17 protein-coding genes and 1 pseudogene are annotated in these 16,281 nt (G+C 47.2%); 14 read left to right on the top strand and 4 right to left on the bottom strand.

Annotated elements, in window-relative coordinates:
• Positions 1–5 precede the first annotated feature (5 nt).
• Complete coding sequence (locus tag ACWJJ5_RS00670) at positions 6–776, top strand: TIGR01457 family HAD-type hydrolase (RefSeq protein ID WP_172614944.1); 771 nt, start codon at positions 6–8, stop codon at positions 774–776.
• A gap of 26 nt (positions 777–802) precedes the next feature.
• Here the strand turns inward: ACWJJ5_RS00670 and ACWJJ5_RS00665 are convergent, their stop codons facing one another.
• The gene (locus ACWJJ5_RS00665) at positions 803–1,303 is read right to left on the bottom strand and encodes a phosphatidylglycerophosphatase A family protein (RefSeq protein ID WP_060561902.1); all 501 of its coding nucleotides are present in this window, start codon (positions 1,301–1,303) and stop codon (positions 803–805) included.
• A gap of 154 nt (positions 1,304–1,457) precedes the next feature.
• Between ACWJJ5_RS00665 and yutH the strand changes: the two genes are divergently transcribed.
• The 5 genes from yutH to ACWJJ5_RS00640 all read left to right on the top strand — a co-directional run bounded on the left by yutH (position 1,458) and on the right by ACWJJ5_RS00640 (position 8,041).
• The gene (gene yutH / locus ACWJJ5_RS00660) at positions 1,458–2,474 is read left to right on the top strand and encodes a spore coat putative kinase YutH (protein ID WP_156735736.1); all 1,017 of its coding nucleotides are present in this window, start codon (positions 1,458–1,460) and stop codon (positions 2,472–2,474) included.
• A gap of 201 nt (positions 2,475–2,675) precedes the next feature.
• A complete protein-coding gene (locus tag ACWJJ5_RS00655; protein ID WP_003151938.1) occupies positions 2,676–3,977 on the top strand; it encodes a homoserine dehydrogenase in 1,302 nt (433 codons plus the stop codon).
• Positions 3,977–5,035, top strand: a complete 1,059-nt coding sequence (gene thrC / locus ACWJJ5_RS00650; RefSeq protein WP_156735854.1) for a threonine synthase — start codon at positions 3,977–3,979, stop codon at positions 5,033–5,035. Before ACWJJ5_RS00655 ends, thrC begins: the two co-directional genes overlap by 1 nt.
• Positions 5,032–5,961, top strand: coding sequence for a homoserine kinase (gene thrB / locus ACWJJ5_RS00645; protein WP_003151940.1), 930 nt, complete (start codon positions 5,032–5,034; stop codon positions 5,959–5,961). Before thrC ends, thrB begins: the two co-directional genes overlap by 4 nt.
• A 103-nt stretch (positions 5,962–6,064) precedes the next feature.
• On the top strand, positions 6,065–8,041 hold the full coding sequence (locus ACWJJ5_RS00640) for a S9 family peptidase (RefSeq protein ID WP_454022108.1): 1,977 nt from the start codon (positions 6,065–6,067) through the stop codon (positions 8,039–8,041).
• A 40-nt stretch (positions 8,042–8,081) separates the two neighbouring features.
• On the opposite strand, the gene ACWJJ5_RS00635 is transcribed toward ACWJJ5_RS00640, so the two are convergent.
• Complete coding sequence (locus ACWJJ5_RS00635) at positions 8,082–8,417, bottom strand: NifU family protein (RefSeq protein ID WP_169510385.1); 336 nt, start codon at positions 8,415–8,417, stop codon at positions 8,082–8,084.
• A gap of 79 nt (positions 8,418–8,496) precedes the next feature.
• Between ACWJJ5_RS00635 and ACWJJ5_RS00630 the strand changes: the two genes are divergently transcribed.
• Complete coding sequence (locus ACWJJ5_RS00630) at positions 8,497–8,823, top strand: YuzD family protein (protein ID WP_044052935.1); 327 nt, start codon at positions 8,497–8,499, stop codon at positions 8,821–8,823.
• Between the two features lie 37 nt (positions 8,824–8,860).
• Here ACWJJ5_RS00630 and ACWJJ5_RS00625 read toward each other — a convergent pair whose 3' ends face one another.
• The gene (locus ACWJJ5_RS00625) at positions 8,861–9,928 is read right to left on the bottom strand and encodes an NAD(P)/FAD-dependent oxidoreductase (protein ID WP_007613539.1); all 1,068 of its coding nucleotides are present in this window, start codon (positions 9,926–9,928) and stop codon (positions 8,861–8,863) included.
• A 266-nt stretch (positions 9,929–10,194) separates the two neighbouring features.
• Between ACWJJ5_RS00625 and ACWJJ5_RS00620 the strand changes: the two genes are divergently transcribed.
• The 4 genes from ACWJJ5_RS00620 (at position 10,195) to ACWJJ5_RS00605 (ending at position 13,200) form a co-directional block, all read left to right on the top strand.
• Complete coding sequence (locus ACWJJ5_RS00620; RefSeq protein WP_007408721.1) at positions 10,195–10,431, top strand: YuzB family protein; 237 nt, start codon at positions 10,195–10,197, stop codon at positions 10,429–10,431.
• 134 nt (positions 10,432–10,565) lie between these two features.
• The gene (locus ACWJJ5_RS00615; protein ID WP_024085753.1) at positions 10,566–11,783 is read left to right on the top strand and encodes a NupC/NupG family nucleoside CNT transporter; all 1,218 of its coding nucleotides are present in this window, start codon (positions 10,566–10,568) and stop codon (positions 11,781–11,783) included.
• 123 nt (positions 11,784–11,906) lie between these two features.
• On the top strand, positions 11,907–12,761 hold the full coding sequence (gene dapF / locus ACWJJ5_RS00610; protein WP_012118345.1) for a diaminopimelate epimerase: 855 nt from the start codon (positions 11,907–11,909) through the stop codon (positions 12,759–12,761).
• 76 nt (positions 12,762–12,837) lie between these two features.
• The gene (locus tag ACWJJ5_RS00605) at positions 12,838–13,200 is read left to right on the top strand and encodes a HesB/IscA family protein (RefSeq protein WP_003151967.1); all 363 of its coding nucleotides are present in this window, start codon (positions 12,838–12,840) and stop codon (positions 13,198–13,200) included.
• 144 nt (positions 13,201–13,344) lie between these two features.
• On the opposite strand, the gene ACWJJ5_RS00600 is transcribed toward ACWJJ5_RS00605, so the two are convergent.
• Positions 13,345–14,106 carry an SDR family oxidoreductase gene (locus tag ACWJJ5_RS00600; protein ID WP_077722779.1) on the bottom strand — a complete coding sequence of 254 codons (762 nt, stop codon included), beginning with the start codon at positions 14,104–14,106 and terminating at the stop codon, positions 13,345–13,347.
• A 452-nt stretch (positions 14,107–14,558) separates the two neighbouring features.
• Between ACWJJ5_RS00600 and ACWJJ5_RS00595 the strand changes: the two are divergent.
• From ACWJJ5_RS00595 to ACWJJ5_RS00585, 3 genes and pseudogenes are all read left to right on the top strand, one after another.
• A pseudogene (locus ACWJJ5_RS00595) lies at positions 14,559–14,996 on the top strand (GNAT family N-acetyltransferase).
• Between the two features lie 262 nt (positions 14,997–15,258).
• A complete protein-coding gene (locus tag ACWJJ5_RS00590) occupies positions 15,259–15,831 on the top strand; it encodes a hypothetical protein (protein WP_014305740.1) in 573 nt (190 codons plus the stop codon).
• Between the two features lie 67 nt (positions 15,832–15,898).
• Positions 15,899–16,234, top strand: a complete 336-nt coding sequence (locus ACWJJ5_RS00585; RefSeq protein WP_003151973.1) for an uberolysin/carnocyclin family circular bacteriocin — start codon at positions 15,899–15,901, stop codon at positions 16,232–16,234.
• The last annotated feature ends 47 nt before the right edge of the window (positions 16,235–16,281 follow it).

Below are 16,281 nucleotides of genomic sequence, written 5' to 3'. Positions count from 1 at the left end.
TGAGTATGAAGGATTATAAAGGATATTTGATAGATTTGGACGGCACAATGTACAACGGGACGGAAAAAATCGAAGAAGCGTGTGAATTCGTGAGAACGCTTAAAGCGCGCGGCATTCCGTATTTATTCGTGACGAACAATTCTTCCCGGACGCCGAAGCAGGTGGCGGACAAGCTGATGAGCTTTGACATTCCGGCATCTGAAGAGCAGGTCTTCACGACGAGCATGGCGACTGCGCAGCATATCGCCCAGCAGAAAAAAGACGCGTCGGTGTATGTGATCGGCGAAGAAGGCATCCGTCAGGCCATTGAAGAAAACGGGCTGAGCTTCGGAGAAGAAAACGCGGACTTTGTCGTTGTGGGAATCGACCGCGGCATTACATATGAAAAGTTGGCAACGGGATGCCTTGCGATCAGAAACGGCGCCCGGTTCATTTCAACAAACGGCGACGTCGCCATTCCGACTGAAAGAGGGCTTTTACCAGGGAACGGTTCGCTCACATCCGTTTTGACGGTGTCAACGGGCGTTGAGCCTGTCTTTATCGGCAAGCCTGAATCGATTATTATGGAACAGGCGATGCGTGTGCTCGGAACGGATATTTCCGAAACACTCATGGTCGGCGATAACTATGCAACGGATATTATGGCCGGCATCAATGCGGGCATGGCTACGCTGCTGGTTCATACCGGAGTGACAAAGCGTGAGCATATGGCAGATTACGATCGGAAGCCGACATATGCGATTGACTCTTTAACCGAATGGATTGAACATCTATAAAAAAGGGACGGCCATGACGGCCGTCCTTATTCTGTATTTCTGGCGCTGTGGGCAAGCCGGCTTGAAGCCGCTGCTGCGATTGCGCCGACGATATCATCAAGAAACGTATGGCATTCGCCCGTAGATTTATCATTTAAACGCCCGAGAATGCCGGGTTTTTCTTTGTCAATGTAGCCGTAATTCGTAAAGCCGATTGAGCCGTATATATTCACGATAGAGAAGGCGAGCACCTCGTCAACCCCATACAGGCTTTCATCAATCGCCAGAATGGTCTGAAGCGGTTCAGACAGCTTTTTTTGTTCGGCGAGCACATCTAATTCTATTCCCGTTAAAATGGCGTTTTGCACCTCGCGTTTTGCGATGACACGGTCCACATTGAGCCTGCATACTTCCATCGTCAAATCAGGATGATATTTTTTCTGAAGGAAATACACCAGCTCGGCAATATCGTCCGTCTCAACCCCCCGTTCTTTTAAACGCGCTCTGGCGACAGCTTCCACGTGATTCAGTTGTTCCTTTTCTGACATTTGCTTCACCCAATCTTTTTTTACTAGTTTATACAACACCCTTCCGATGTGTACGATGTTTCTCCACTTGACTCAAAGGATTACAATATGTATTCATAATTCCGCCGGCGTATGACTACGATGTGAATAGCTCTAATTTTTCAGGCAGGTGATTATGATGAAAAGCATCATTAAAGAAAAGTACGGCATCCACGTCAGACAGCTTTCCGTTTATCAGAAATACCAATGCTTCCAGACGCCTAATTCCTTCTTTCTTATTATTCCCGTTTCCGGATTTTCGCAATCAGAGCTGACGGAGCTTTACTACATGAGTCAGTATTTACAAGAACAAAGTGACCCATACGTTTCAGTGTTTATCTTTACGAAGGAAGGAGAACTGACCTTTGAGGACGAAGGCAAAACGTATGCGCTCTTAAAAGCGCCGATCCCCGTCGCAAACCGGTCGTTTTCTGTCGGAGGGGAGCTTGCCGAATTTCACAGAAAAGGGCGGGGTTTTCCGTACGAAGTGAAAGAAGCGGGCAGGATCGGCCAATGGAAGGACTTATGGGGAAAACGGGTGGATCAGCTGGAATCATTCTGGATGCAGAAAATTCATATGTCTCCGCTTGAACCGTTCGAAAAGAAAATGATCGAAGCATTTCCTTATTATTCAGGCTTAGCGGAAAATGCGATTCAATATTTAGTGGATACGGAGCTGGATGACAATCCCGGCGCAGAAGACTCGGGGACAATCTGCCATCAGCGGATGGAACGGGATACCTGGTCGGAGGAATCATTGATCCGCATTCCGGGCGATTGGGTATTCGACCATGCCGCCCGTGATATTGCGGAATATATGCGCAGCACATATTTGTATCATCGTGACGACTTGCTTAACGAAGGGTTTTTGTTTTTGCAGGAATATGAGCAAGTTACGCCGTTATCCTCCTTTTCCAAGCGCCTGTTTTACAGCCGCCTGCTGTTTCCGCTTCATTTCTTTGAGACGGTGGAGAGCTATTACATTTCTCATGATTCTGAAAAACAGTTTTACGAAGAGCAGCTGGACTACATTCTTGCAGACTGCACCCGCTATGAACAGTTTTTGCAGACATGTCACGACATGCTGAATGTCAGAGCGGCGCAGGTTTTTGTCCCGCCTGTGGCGTGGCTCGGAAAAGGAATCAGTTCGTAAGAAAATATGACGTAAAAATATTTAGAAAATAGGGAATCTTGTCATATCAGTGTGTTAAGCGTTTTCATAGCCGCAGAAACAATATTCAGCCGCTTGTCAAAACAAATGCGGGCTTATATAATATTTGTAACTTAAATGTCTGTGAAGGGTTAACAATTGTCCTTTTCTAGTGGACAAAAGGAAGAAAGGTGGAGTTTCTCTTTGGAAGCGATTCGTATTGGACTGTTAGGACTGGGAACCGTGGGAAGCGGAGTCGTCAAAATTATACAAGATCATCAGGATAAGCTTATGCACCAGGTCGGCTGTCCGGTGACGATCAAAAAAGTGCTAGTTAAAGATATTGATAAAAAACGAGACGCAGACCTGCCGAAAGAAGTGCTGACGACAGAAGTCTATGATGTGATCGATGACCCTGAGGTCGACGTGATTATTGAAGTCATCGGCGGTGTCGAACAGACGAAGCAATATCTTCTTGATGCCTTGAAAGCGAAAAAACATGTTGTGACCGCAAATAAAGATCTGATCGCCGTATACGGGTCAGAGCTTTTAGCCGCCGCAAAGGAAAATGGCTGTGACTTGTATTATGAAGCGAGTGTCGCCGGCGGAATCCCGATTTTACGCACGCTCGAAGAAGGCCTTTCCTCTGACCGGATCACAAAAATGATGGGAATCGTCAACGGAACGACGAACTTCATCTTAACGAAAATGATTAAAGAAAAAAGCCCGTATGAAGAAGTGCTGAAGGAAGCGCAGGATCTCGGATTCGCGGAAGCGGACCCGACCGCCGATGTAGAAGGACTCGATGCCGCACGCAAGATGGCGATTTTAGCCCGTCTCGGCTTCTCTATGAACGTCGATCTGGACGATGTCAAAGTAAAAGGAATTTCCCGGATTACGGATGAAGACATCAGCTTCAGCAAACGGCTCGGCTATACGATGAAGCTGATCGGCATCGCCCAGCGTGATGACAATAAAATCGAAGTCAGCGTTCAGCCGACACTCCTCCCGGATCATCATCCGCTCTCTGCCGTGCATAACGAGTTTAATGCCGTTTACGTGTACGGAGAAGCCGTAGGCGAAACGATGTTTTACGGCCCCGGAGCCGGAAGCATGCCGACTGCGACATCAGTCGTTTCCGATCTGGTCGCGGTCATGAAAAACATGCGTCTCGGCGTAAACGGAAACAGCTTTGTCGCCCCGCAGTTTGAAAGAAATCTGAAGCAGCCGTCTGATATCTACGCCCAGCAGTTTTTAAGAATTCATGTCAAAGACCAGGTCGGCTCTTTTTCAAAAATCACATCAGCCTTCTCAGAGCGCGGCGTCAGCTTTGAAAAAATTCTGCAGCTGCCGATCAAAGGCCATGACGATCTCGCGGAAATCGTTATCGTCACGCATCATACATCGGAAGAAGATTTCAGTGACATTCTGCAAAACTTAAATGACCTCGAAGTGGTACAAGAAGTAAAAAGCACATATCGTGTAGAAGGGAACGGTTGGAGCTAATGTGGAAAGGACTCATCCATCAATATAAAGAATTTCTGCCGGTGACGGATCGGACGCCGGCCCTGACATTGCATGAAGGCAACACGCCGCTGATTCACCTCCCGAAGCTTTCTGAAAAGCTCGGAATTGAACTGCATGTGAAAACAGAGGGCGTTAATCCGACGGGATCTTTTAAAGACCGCGGCATGGTCATGGCGGTCGCCAAAGCGAAAGAAGAAGGCAATGATACCATCATGTGCGCCTCAACAGGCAACACATCCGCGGCGGCTGCGGCATACGCGGCGAGAGCCGGTATGAAATGCATCGTCATCATCCCGGACGGGAAAATCGCCTTCGGAAAGCTTGCGCAGGCCGTCATGTACGGTGCGGAAATCATCGCGATTGACGGAAACTTTGACGACGCGCTGGCCATCGTCCGGTCGATTTGTGAAAAATCACCGATTGCATTAGTGAATTCAGTAAACCCTTACCGGATTGAAGGGCAAAAAACAGCAGCCTTTGAAGTATGCGAACAGCTCGGCGGAGCGCCGGACATTCTGGCGATCCCGGTAGGAAACGCCGGGAATATCACGGCCTACTGGAAAGGGTTCAAAGAATATCATGAGAAAAACGGCACCGGACTTCCGAAGATGCGCGGTTTTGAGGCGGAAGGTTCTGCGGCCATCGTTCGCGGCGAGGTCATTAAAAATCCCGAAACCGTTGCGACAGCAATCCGGATCGGGAACCCTGCCAGCTGGGACAAAGCCGTGCTCGCTGCGGAAGAATCAGCCGGAAAAATTGATGAAGTCACAGATGGAGAAATCCTTCACGCTTATCAGCTGATTGCCCGTGAAGAAGGCGTATTTGCCGAGCCGGGCTCCTGTGCATCCATCGCCGGTGTTTTAAAACAGGTGAAATCCGGTGAAATTCCAAAAGGAAGCAAGGTTGTCGCAGTCTTGACCGGAAACGGCCTGAAAGATCCGAACACGGCTGTGGACGTATCTGACATAAAACCGATCACGCTGCCGACAGATGAGGACAGTATTCTGGAATACTTAAATGGAGCGGCGCGTGTATGAATGAGGCGGAGATGCTGTTTTCCATTACGGTTCCGGGAAGCACCGCCAACTTAGGGCCTGGGTTTGATTCCATCGGGATGGCGCTCAGCAGATATTTGAAGCTTTCCGTTTTCCGAAACGATGAATGGCAGTTCTCGGCGGAAACCGAAACTGTCGCGGGCATCCCTCAAGGAACGGACAACCTCATCTACCAAGTCGCCAAACGGACGGCTGACCGCTATCAGAAAGAGCTGCCGCCCGCCCATGTCAAAGTATGGAGTGACATCCCCCTTGCGCGGGGGCTCGGAAGCAGCGCGGCCGCTATCGTCGCCGCCATTGAGCTTGCGGATGAGTTATGCGGCCTGCAGCTGTCGGAAAGCGACAAGCTGCACTTAGCCAGTCTTGAAGAGGGACACCCTGATAATGCCGCTGCTTCCCTTGCAGGAGGGCTTGTGATCGGCCTTCACGAAGAAGATGAAACACATATCGTGCGTGTTGCCGAAGCGGATATCGACGTTGTGGCAGTGATTCCGTTTTACGAAGTTCTGACCAGGGACGCAAGGGACGTGCTCCCGAAAGAGCTGCCGTACCGACGCGCCGTTAAAGCAAGCGCAGTCAGCAACCTTCTCGTTGCTGCGATCATGTCAAATGACTGGGCGCTCGCCGGGAAAATGATGAGAAAAGACATCCTCCATCAGCCGTACCGCGCCATGCTTGTTCCTGAGCTTTCAAAGGTGGAACATGCGGCCGAAATGAAAGGCGCTTACGGAACGGCGCTGAGCGGAGCGGGACCGACGATTCTTGTCCTGATTGAAAAAGGAAAGGGAGAAGAGCTGAGAAAGCAGCTTTCTGAGCATTTCCCTCACTGTGAGATTGCGGCGCTTACTGTCCCGTCAGAAGGAAGCGTAATTGAACGGAATCCTTTAGAACAGGTGAAAAGTGTATAATGATAAAAAAGCGTTCTTCCCATCAGAGAAGGACGCTTTCTTTTTCTGGAGAAGGATTTTTATTTAGGGAAGCGAAATAAAAAAGAAAAGGAGGAGAAACGATTTGAAAAAACTCATAACCGAGGAGGACATTGCGTCTCTCGTATCCGTGACAGACCCGCAATATGCCCCTGACGGCAGAAGAGCCGCTTACGTCCGGACAACAGTCAATCATAAGCGGGATTCCTATTCCTCAGCCATTATGGTATATGACACAGAATCCGGCATCTCAAACCCGTGGACTTTCGGGGACGATAAAAATACAAGTCCGCGGTGGTCGCCTGACGGACGGCGCCTCGCCTTTGTTTCTGACAGGGAGGACGGCATCCCTCAGCTGTACATCATCGACGCTGCCGGCGGAGAGGCGGAACAGGCGGCCGATATTCCTTGGGGCGTATCAGATCCGATATGGGCGCCCGACGGCAGATCCGTGCTTGTGTCCGTCAGTCTGACATCAGCGGAGCGCGCCGAGGAGAAAGAAAAAAAGAAGCATGACGAGTATGAGCCGGTTGAGATTCAGTCATTAACATATAAACGTGACGGGAAAGGCCTGCTGAACGGAAGCTGGGCCCAGCTTGTGCTGATTCATCTTGAAACGGGTGAGATTCAGCAGCTGACGGATTATGAAGCGGATCATTATGGCGCGGCCTTTTCACCGGATGGCAGGCAGCTTGCGTTTACCGCCAATTTATGCGAGCCGGGTGACGCCGGAAAGCCGAGCGATGTCTATCTGATGAATCTGGCGGACGGAAGCCTGAAGCAGATTACGCCGCACCGCGGTTCTTTCGGTTCCTGCGTGTTTTCACCGGACGGTTCTTATATCGCGATGCTGGGCCATGAGAATGAATTTCGCAATGCGACTTTAGAGAAAGCGTGGCTGTACGACGTGAAAACTGAGCGGCTGTCCTGCCTGACCGATATGCTGGATGTTCATTTGAGCGATGCGCTGATTGCGGATTCAATCATAGGAGGAGTGACGCCCCGGCCGGTATGGGCAAACGACGGGCAGGGTTTTTACGTTCTCGGGAGCGAGCAGGGAAGCACCGTTATTTATTATATCTCGATTGACGGCCTCGTATATCCGATCCGATTAGAAGAAGAGTACGTGAACGGTTTTGCTTTTCATCCCGATCAGAAAAGCTGTATCGCCGCAATCGCCAAACCCGCACAGCCTTCCGAGCTTTACAGCATTTCACTTGAAAATGGGGAAGAGAGGCAATTGACATTTTACAATGATCGGTTTATAGAGGAGCGTATCATATCCGTGCCGGAAAAGCTGCAATATGAAACAAAGGACGGGCTGACGGTAAACGGCTGGTTTTTAAAGCCTGCCGTTTTTGAAGAGGATCAAACATATCCCCTCATTCTATACATACACGGCGGGCCTCACATGATGTACGGCCATACGTATTTTCACGAATTCCAAGTGCTGGCCGCACAAGGATATGCTGTCGTGTATGTCAACCCGAGAGGAAGCCACGGCTACGGACAGGATTTTGTCAATCGTGTCAGGGGTGATTACGGAGGCGGAGATTACCGTGATGTCATGCAGGCGGTGGATGAAGCCGTTCAGGCGTATCCGTTTATAGACAGCGGCCGTCTCGGTGTGACGGGCGGAAGCTACGGAGGGTTTATGACGAATTGGATTGTCGGACAGACAGGCCGTTTTAAAGCTGCCGTCACGCAGCGTTCCATTTCAAATTGGTTCAGCTTCCACGGTGTCAGCGATATCGGCTTCTTTTTTACCGACTGGCAGCTCGGACATGATTTGTTTGAGGAAGCGGATAAGCTTTGGGATCGTTCTCCTGTAAAATATGCATCCCGCGTTTCGACGCCGCTTTTGATCCTGCACGGTGAGCGAGATGACCGCTGTCCGATAGAGCAGGCGGAGCAGCTCTTTACCGCGTTGAAGAAACTGAACAAAACGACGTCGTTCATCCGATTTCCGAAAGCTACGCATGAGCTGTCGAGAAGCGGCCATCCCGAACAGCGAATGAAACGCATCCGTTATATTTGTTCATGGTTTGATGACTATTTGTAAAAATAAAAAAACCAGGCTGTCATGCAGCCTGGTTTTATGATTAAAATACTTGTTCTACTTCAACGACACCCGGTACTTCTTCAAGAAGGGCGCGTTCAATTCCGGCTTTCAGCGTAATCGTTGAACTTGGGCAGCTGCCGCATGCGCCAAGGAGGCGAAGCTTTACAATGCCTTCGTCTACATCAACAAGCTCACAGTCACCGCCGTCACGAAGCAGAAACGGACGTAATTTATCCAATACTTCCTGTACTTGCTCTTTCATTTCAACCTCAGTCATGAGATTCGCTCCTTTCATATACATAAAACCATTATATTCACAGTAACGGTAAAAATCTAATGTTTGGTTTGCAAAGCTGCTTTCTCCATTATAGCATATTTAAACTTGAACATAAAAACCGTTTTTTATACAAAAGCTGCCCCGTCCTTTGTATACTGGTGTAAAGGGGATGATATACATGACAAAGCCGGTTACGCTCAGTGTTTACGGCGCTGAAACGCTTTGCGCAAGCTGCGTGAATATGCCGAGCGCCAAAGATACGTTTGAATGGCTGGAGGCGGCGCTGAAACGGAAATACCCGGAGCAGCCTTTTAACATGCGGTATATTGATATTGACGCACCGCCTCAGCAAAAGGAGACAGAAGAGCTTGCGGAGCGCATCAAGAACGATGAATTTTTCTATCCGCTCGTGCTGGTGGAGGATGTCATTGTGGGGGAAGGGAATCCGCATTTAAAAGATATATATGAAGAAATGGAAAAGCGCGGCTATGTGGCGGGCTCTTAAAAATGGCCGCTGATCGCAATCAGCGGCTTTTTTCTTATCAGCCGTTATGATGCTTGTACATCCATAAAAGGCCTGATTTTAATAAACGGGGCACACGCCCGATGAGCGGACGGTCGTTGACAAGACCGAAGCCCGCTTTTTTTCCGAGTGAACCGAGGACGCCTTTCAGCTTAAATTGCGGCATTGTTTCCGGCAGCTCTTCATTGTTCCAGCGTTTCAGGAGGATCTGCACAATTTGTTCCGCCTGTGCTTCAGCCAGCTGGGCGCTCGGCGCATGCGGCAGGCTCGCGCAATCACCGACGACGTAAACATGCTCATCGCCCGGAAGGTTGTGATGCGGTGTTAAAACGATGCGGCCTTGCGGGTCTTTTTCAGCGTCCAGTTCTCTGACGGCTTTATTCGGCTGAATTCCCGCCGTCCACACGATGGCATCGGCCGGTATTCCTTCATCATGATTATAAACGATGCCGTCTTCCACTTTTGTAATATTCGCATTATTGATAATGGTGACGCCGTGTTCTTCAAACCATTTCTGAACGTACTTGCTGAGTCTTTTCGGAAAGCTTGATAAAATCAGGTCGCCCCGGTCAAATAACATAATCTTCAGGTCGTCACGGCTCTCTCTTAATTCACTGGCAAGCTCCACGCCGCTTAATCCCGCTCCGACGATAGCGACAGATGCATTGGCGCCGAGGTTGTTCAGCTTTTGATAGGCTTCGCGTGACTGATCAATGGTCTGAATGCTGTAAGTATGTTCCGGCGCGCCGGGCACGTTATGATACTTATCCTCGCAGCCCAGTCCGATCACCGCGTCATCGTAAGAAATCGGTTCGCGGTCATGAAACAGAACCTGTTTGTTTTTCGTGTCGACGGAAGCCACCTCACCGTATTGAACATCCAGATTCGGATGCTCAGGAAAAGACACCCTGATATGATGATCAGAAATCGTGCCGGCGGCGAGCGCATAATATTCTGTTTTTAAGCAGTGATACGGGTTTCTGTCAATCAGCGTGATGGATATATCTGACGGAAGCTGGTTCGGCAGTAAGCGGTGCAGCACCCGCATGTTTCCGTAACCCCCGCCGATCAAGACCAATTTTTTCATAATGATTCCCCTTTTGCCCGAAAAATATGGTAGTCAATGTTGTTACAAAATAACGAACTATGTAAAATAACATCTAGAATTATATCGAATTTGATCTAAAACCACAATAATAGTTTTAAAATAACCTACAAATTGACCAGAAAACACGTAATAGTAAAACCTTTAACCTGAATTAATATGTTACGATAACATTGAGCGTGAAACTGGATCTTTGACGAATAGAGGAAATTCCGTTAGGATAAGGTACATATGTGAGGTGAAACCGCATGAATCCGATGATTGAATTCTGTGTCAGCAATTTAGCGCGCGGTTCCCAGGAAGCACTTGAGATCTTAGAGAAGGATCCGAACTTGGACGTGCTTGAGTACGGCTGTTTAAGCTACTGCGGAAAATGCATGGAGTCCCTGTTCGCCTTGGTTAACGGCGAAGTGGTCACGGGGGGCACGCCTGCTGAATTGGTTGACAACATATATACATTCATAGAAGAAAATCCGATGTTTTAATCAGAGGCTCCGAACGGGGTCTCTTTTTTATTGCGCCCCGGGTTTTGGCAAAATAAAAAATTTGTAGACAGCAAAAATAAATATTGTTATCTTAATAAAGACTTTTTTTAAATAAAATTTTAGAGGTGGATTCATTGAATATCGTTTGGGGGCTGCTCGGGGCAGTTGCTATATTAGCCATTGCTTTTTTGTTATCAGAGAAGAAAAGCAAAATTAACCTGCGAACCGTCATTGTCGGTTTATGTTTACAAATGGCCTTCGGATTCATCGTATTAAAGTGGGACGCCGGCCGGGCCGTATTTTTATGGTTCTCAAGCCGTGTGCAGCTTCTCATTGATTATGCGAACGAAGGCATCAGCTTTATTTTTGGCCCGCTGTTAAAAGTGGGCAGCAGCCCGGCTTTCGCGCTGAGCGTTCTGCCGGTCATTATCTTTTTCTCAGCGCTGATTGCCGTTTTGTATCACTTGAAAATCATGCAGCTCATCTTTCGCGTTATCGGAGGCGGACTGTCAAAACTTCTTGGGACAAGCAGAACGGAATCGCTTGCGGCGGCTGCGAATATTTTTGTCGGACAGTCTGAATCACCGCTTGCCATTAAACCGCTGATTGCGGGATTGACCCGTTCCGAGCTGTTTACGATTATGACGAGCGGCCTTTCGGCTGTAGCGGGTTCGACGCTTTTCGGTTACGCCCTGTTAGGCATTCCGATCGAATACTTGCTGGCGGCCAGCTTTATGGCGGCTCCCGCCGGTCTCGTGTTCGGAAAAATGTTAATACCTGAAACGGAAAAAACGCAGACGATAAAAGGCGATTTTAATATGGACGAAGAAGGCGAAGGCGCCGCTAATGTGATTGATGCAGCGGCAAAAGGCGCATCCACGGGCCTTCAGATTGCTCTGAATGTCGGCGCCATGCTTCTTGCGTTTGTCGCGCTCATCGCCGTAGTGAACGGAATTCTCGGCGGAATCGGCGGCTGGTTCGGTTTCAAACATATTACATTAGAATCCATTCTCGGTTACGTGTTTTCACCGATCGCATTTGTAATCGGCGTTCCTTGGCATGAAGCGCTCGGAGCGGGAAGCTATATCGGACAGAAACTTGTGCTGAATGAGTTTGTCGCTTATTCAAACTTCGGTCCGCATATTGCGGACTTTTCTAAAAAAACGTCTACGATTATCAGCTTTGCGCTGTGCGGATTTGCCAACTTCTCTTCGATTGCGATTATGCTCGGCACACTGGGCGGTTTGGCCCCAAGCCGCCGTTCGGATATTGCGCGCCTCGGATTAAGAGCGGTTATTGCGGGAACACTCGCAAACCTTCTCAGCGCGGCGATTGCCGGCATGTTTATTTAGTAAACGATAAAAGCTCCCTGCATATGCAGGGAGCTTTTATGTATGAAAAACGGGGGATATTTGTATTGTGTCCGAGGGGAAGAGCTTTTATACTAAGTAAAAGAAAAAAAGTTGGAGGCCGATATGAATTCATTCCGTTTTACCAAGATGCACGGTCTTGGAAACAGTTATATATATGTAAATCAATTTGAAGAACAGCTGCCGGAAGAACGGCTGGCTGAGATTGCCGTTAAAGTGTCCAGCATTCACACGGGCATCGGCTCTGACGGAATGATCCTCATCTGTCCGTCAGAAAAAGCGCCGGTCAAAATGCGGATTTTTAATAATGACGGCTCAGAAGGGAAAAATTGCGGCAACGGCCTTCGCTGTGTGGCAAAGTACGCATACGAACATAAGCTGACAGAAGAAACGTCCTTTTTCATTGAGACGCTTTCAGGTCTTGTGAAAGCAGACATTACGGAAGACAACGGGATTGTGCGTGAAGTCGCCGTCGATATGGGCGAACCGCGCCTCACCAAAAAAGAGCTGCCGATGCTCGGCAATGAAGATGAACGGACGATCGATGAAACTTTTGTTTTTGGAGAAACGGAGCTTTCCGGAACAGCCGTATCAATGGGAAACCCCCATATTGTTTTTCCGGTTGCGGATATCAATCAAGCGCCTCTTACAACGCTCGGTCCCGTCATTGAAAAAGACCCGAGATTTCCGGAAGGCGTCAATGTCGAATTTGTGGAAACCGTCAGCGCCGATGAACTTCATTTCCGCGTATGGGAACGCGGCTCCGGCATTACACAGGCTTGCGGAACGGGCGCCTGTGCGGCGGCTGTCGCATCCGTATTGAACGGTGTTTCCGAACGAAACCGGGATATCACCGTTCATTTAGCGGGAGGCGACCTTGTGATAAATTGGCAGGACAACGGGCACGTGCTGATGACGGGACCCGCCGAAACCGTATGCAGCGGCGTCTATTATTTGTAAACAGCTCGTTTGAGAAATACGCTCCTCAAGGTTTATAATAGTATCAGCATCCGTTTTTAAAAAAGGAGGTCTACCTATGAGTGTTCCAGTAACCATCACTGAAGCAGCGGCTTTGCATATAAAAGATATGATGAAAGAGCATGAGGAAGAAAACGCGTTTCTCCGTGTGGGCGTAAAAGGCGGCGGCTGCAGCGGCCTGTCTTACGGAATGGGATTTGAGCACGAAAAAGGCGAAAAAGACAGCATGTTTGAACAGCACGGAATCACCGTTTTGGTCGACAGCGAAAGCCTTGATATTATGACCGGCACGATCATTGACTTCAAACAGTCCATGATGGGCGGCGGTTTCACCATTGACAACCCGAATGCCATCGCTTCCTGCGGCTGCGGATCTTCTTTCCGCACGGCCAAAAACGCCGGTACGCCGGAAGAGTGCTAAGGGTCAGCCCGCCATTCTCAGGATGAAAAAATATGACGTCTTTCTTTTCGATGGCGCTTGCACCATTGTTAAGAAAGGCGTTTATCTGTTTAATAAAAGCAAAAACCCGCTCAATAGAAGCGGGTTTTTGCTTTTTCAAAGATGTTATTCAATTGTATGTTTCATCGCATTGTACATATTAGCGGTATGTTCATCGGCTTTATCCCGGGACATGCGCAGCCGTTCCGCTGAAGAACCGTATCCGATTTCTAGTTTGCCCTCTTTCAGTCCTTTAAAAATCCCATCCGCGAATTCATCCAGCGGTTCTCCTTGAGTATGCAGCCCTGCTCCGCCTAAATCTGTATTCACCGCCGGAGGCGCAACTTCAATCACTTCTACAGATGAATCAGAAAGCTGATGTCTCAGACTCATTGTAAATGAGTGAAGCGCCGCTTTCGTTGCTGAATAGATCGGTGCAATAGCAAGCGGTGTAAAAGCCAATCCCGAAGAGACGTTAATGACAGCCGCATCTTCTTTTCCGGCAAAAAACGGAGCGAACAGCATAGACAAGTGGAAGGGAGCTTCAATGTTCGTTGTGATTTCTTTATTAAAATAGTCCCAATTGTCCTTCGCATCCGCTTTCAGCACATGAAAACGTTGTTGAATCCCCGCGTTGTTTACTAACACATTCACTTCCGGATAATTTTCTTTCACCCAATCAAACAGTGATATACGTTCAGATGGAATGCTCAAATCACTGACATAGGTAATAAGATCCGGGAATATTTCCTTTGCTTTTTGAAGAGCGTGCTCACGCCGTCCGGTCACGATGACTTTATTTCCCGCTTTTAAAAACCGTTCTGCGAAAGCCAATCCTATTCCGGCATTTCCGCCTGTAATCAGTGTTGTATTTCCCGTCAGTTTCATATTAACTCCTCTTTTCCGATTGTTTTACATTTCTTTGTCAACATTTCAGCTTTGATCCAATCAATATATTGCCTCATCCCGCAAACTAAGACAGCAGTGATTCTGTAAAATTGATTTTTAGATCACCGGGAAACCCGCCAAAACTATTCTTTCCTTGTCACAATATGATGATACGGCTTATAGCGCGGTTTAAGTCAACAAAAGAACCTTGTGATTTCGTTTGCACGAAAGGAGGTGAACGTAAAGTCTTGGATTTTCTCGATGCGATAAAGCGTACCGTATAACAAGGGTGAGAGGCAATTAAAAAACGTTTCTGATCAAAACAAAAGGATGGTGATGCTGATGTATATGCAGGAGGAGACAGCGTTGATATCAGGCCGCTCAGCCTGAATGATGCAGAGCAGGAGCTGGTTTTGCAGACGGAAAACCGCACGTTTTTTGAAAGGTTTGCCATGTCGGGACAGGAGGATTTTTATACGCTGGAAGGCCGGAAAAACGAATTGAACAATCACTGAAGAATGCGGAAAATGACACAGAATACAACTTCTTCGGCATTTTTCTTCAGGATCAGACCCTGATTGGCACGATCAGCCTTTTTCAGGTGGTTCGGGACGCCATCCAAAGCGCTTTTATCGGTTATTTTTTTAGATGGCAAACATAACGGGAAAGGCTATGCGACGAAGGCTGTCAAGCTGGCAGTCGATTATGCATTCAATGAGCTGAAACTGCATCGGATAGAAGCCGGAGTCATGCCGCACAATAAGGCGTCAATCCGGGTGCTCGAAAAAGCTGGCTTTCATAAAGAAGACATTGCGAGAAAAAATGTAAAGATAAATGGAAAATGGGAAGATCATCAGGTGCTGGCGATCATACATCCGGAGGATAAATAACAATATCCTCCTTTTTTATACCCTGCGTCTCATTCCACAGATCATTCTTCTCTAATACCTCAAATCCATTGTCCGAATCATACTATTTGCAAATTCGGAAAAAAATAAAGGGTATATAGAATCAAAAAATCTGAAAGATGTGCTCTTAGTCAACACGTTCTAAAGTCATATTTTTCGAAAGGATATTGATTTTTTGATAGGAATAAACTAAATTGTAAAAGTATAGAATAGTTAATTTATTTTGTAAGAAAAGGATGATAATATGATAGGTCAATTGAGCAATAAAAAAATATTTTTAAGTTCTTTTTTCATCATTTTGATCTGTTCATTACTCTTCCAATTCAGTATTTCCGATAAAGTTCTGCAGTCGTATTATTCTTCCGTCGGAGAAAGTACCTACGATATCGGGGAGAAAAGTGTTCGTACGATTGTCATGTTTCTGCAAGGGTTTATGATCTTCACCACTTTTGTGGAAATTCTGATAGGCGGATTTCTATTATTCGTTGCCGCTTTTATTCTCGGTACAAAAAAACCGAAAAAAATATATTTGCTTCTATATACACTGACTTCTTTAATTTCGGCATTTAAAATGTTGATTCTTTCAGTTGTTAACTACTTAACGGCTGATTCCTCGCTTATATATTCTGCCGGCGGCACCAGCTTGAGTCTGCAGCTGCTGGATCCATTTCTGCTCATATCAATTGCGGCTCTTTATGCTGCCGCAGGAAAACTGACCGATCTCAGTAAAGGCAAGAGAATCATTTTGACTGGATGTTTTGTTTTATTAAAACTCTTTACTATTTTCTTTAATTATTTTATGGCGGATAAAATTTAGCTCGGGAGAGAGTCAATTAAGCTGAATTTTATTATAAATTAAAAAAACAGAGTAGGGAGATGTTATGATGAACTTAGTAAAATCTAATAAAAAGTCTTTCATTTTGTTTGGCGCGGCTCTTGCTGCAGCAACATTGGTTTATGCACTATTATTAACGGGAACTGAATTAAACGTGGCGGCGGCTCATGCATTCTCAGCCAATGCTGAATTAGCTTCGACTCTGGGCATCTCTACAGCAGCAGCTAAAAAAGCAATTGATATTATTGATGCGGCATCAACAATTGCTTCTATCATTTCTCTCATCGGTATCGTTACAGGCGCAGGCGCGATTTCTTATGCAATCGTTGCAACAGCAAAAACAATGATTAAGAAATACGGCAAAAAATACGCAGCTGCTTGGTAAAATCGACCAATAAATAATTGCTCTTTTTGTACAAGCTGCAAAAAGAG

It is taken from the genome of Bacillus sp. JK74 (assembly GCF_053663395.1).
This window is presented reverse-complemented; position numbering and strand designations above follow the sequence as displayed.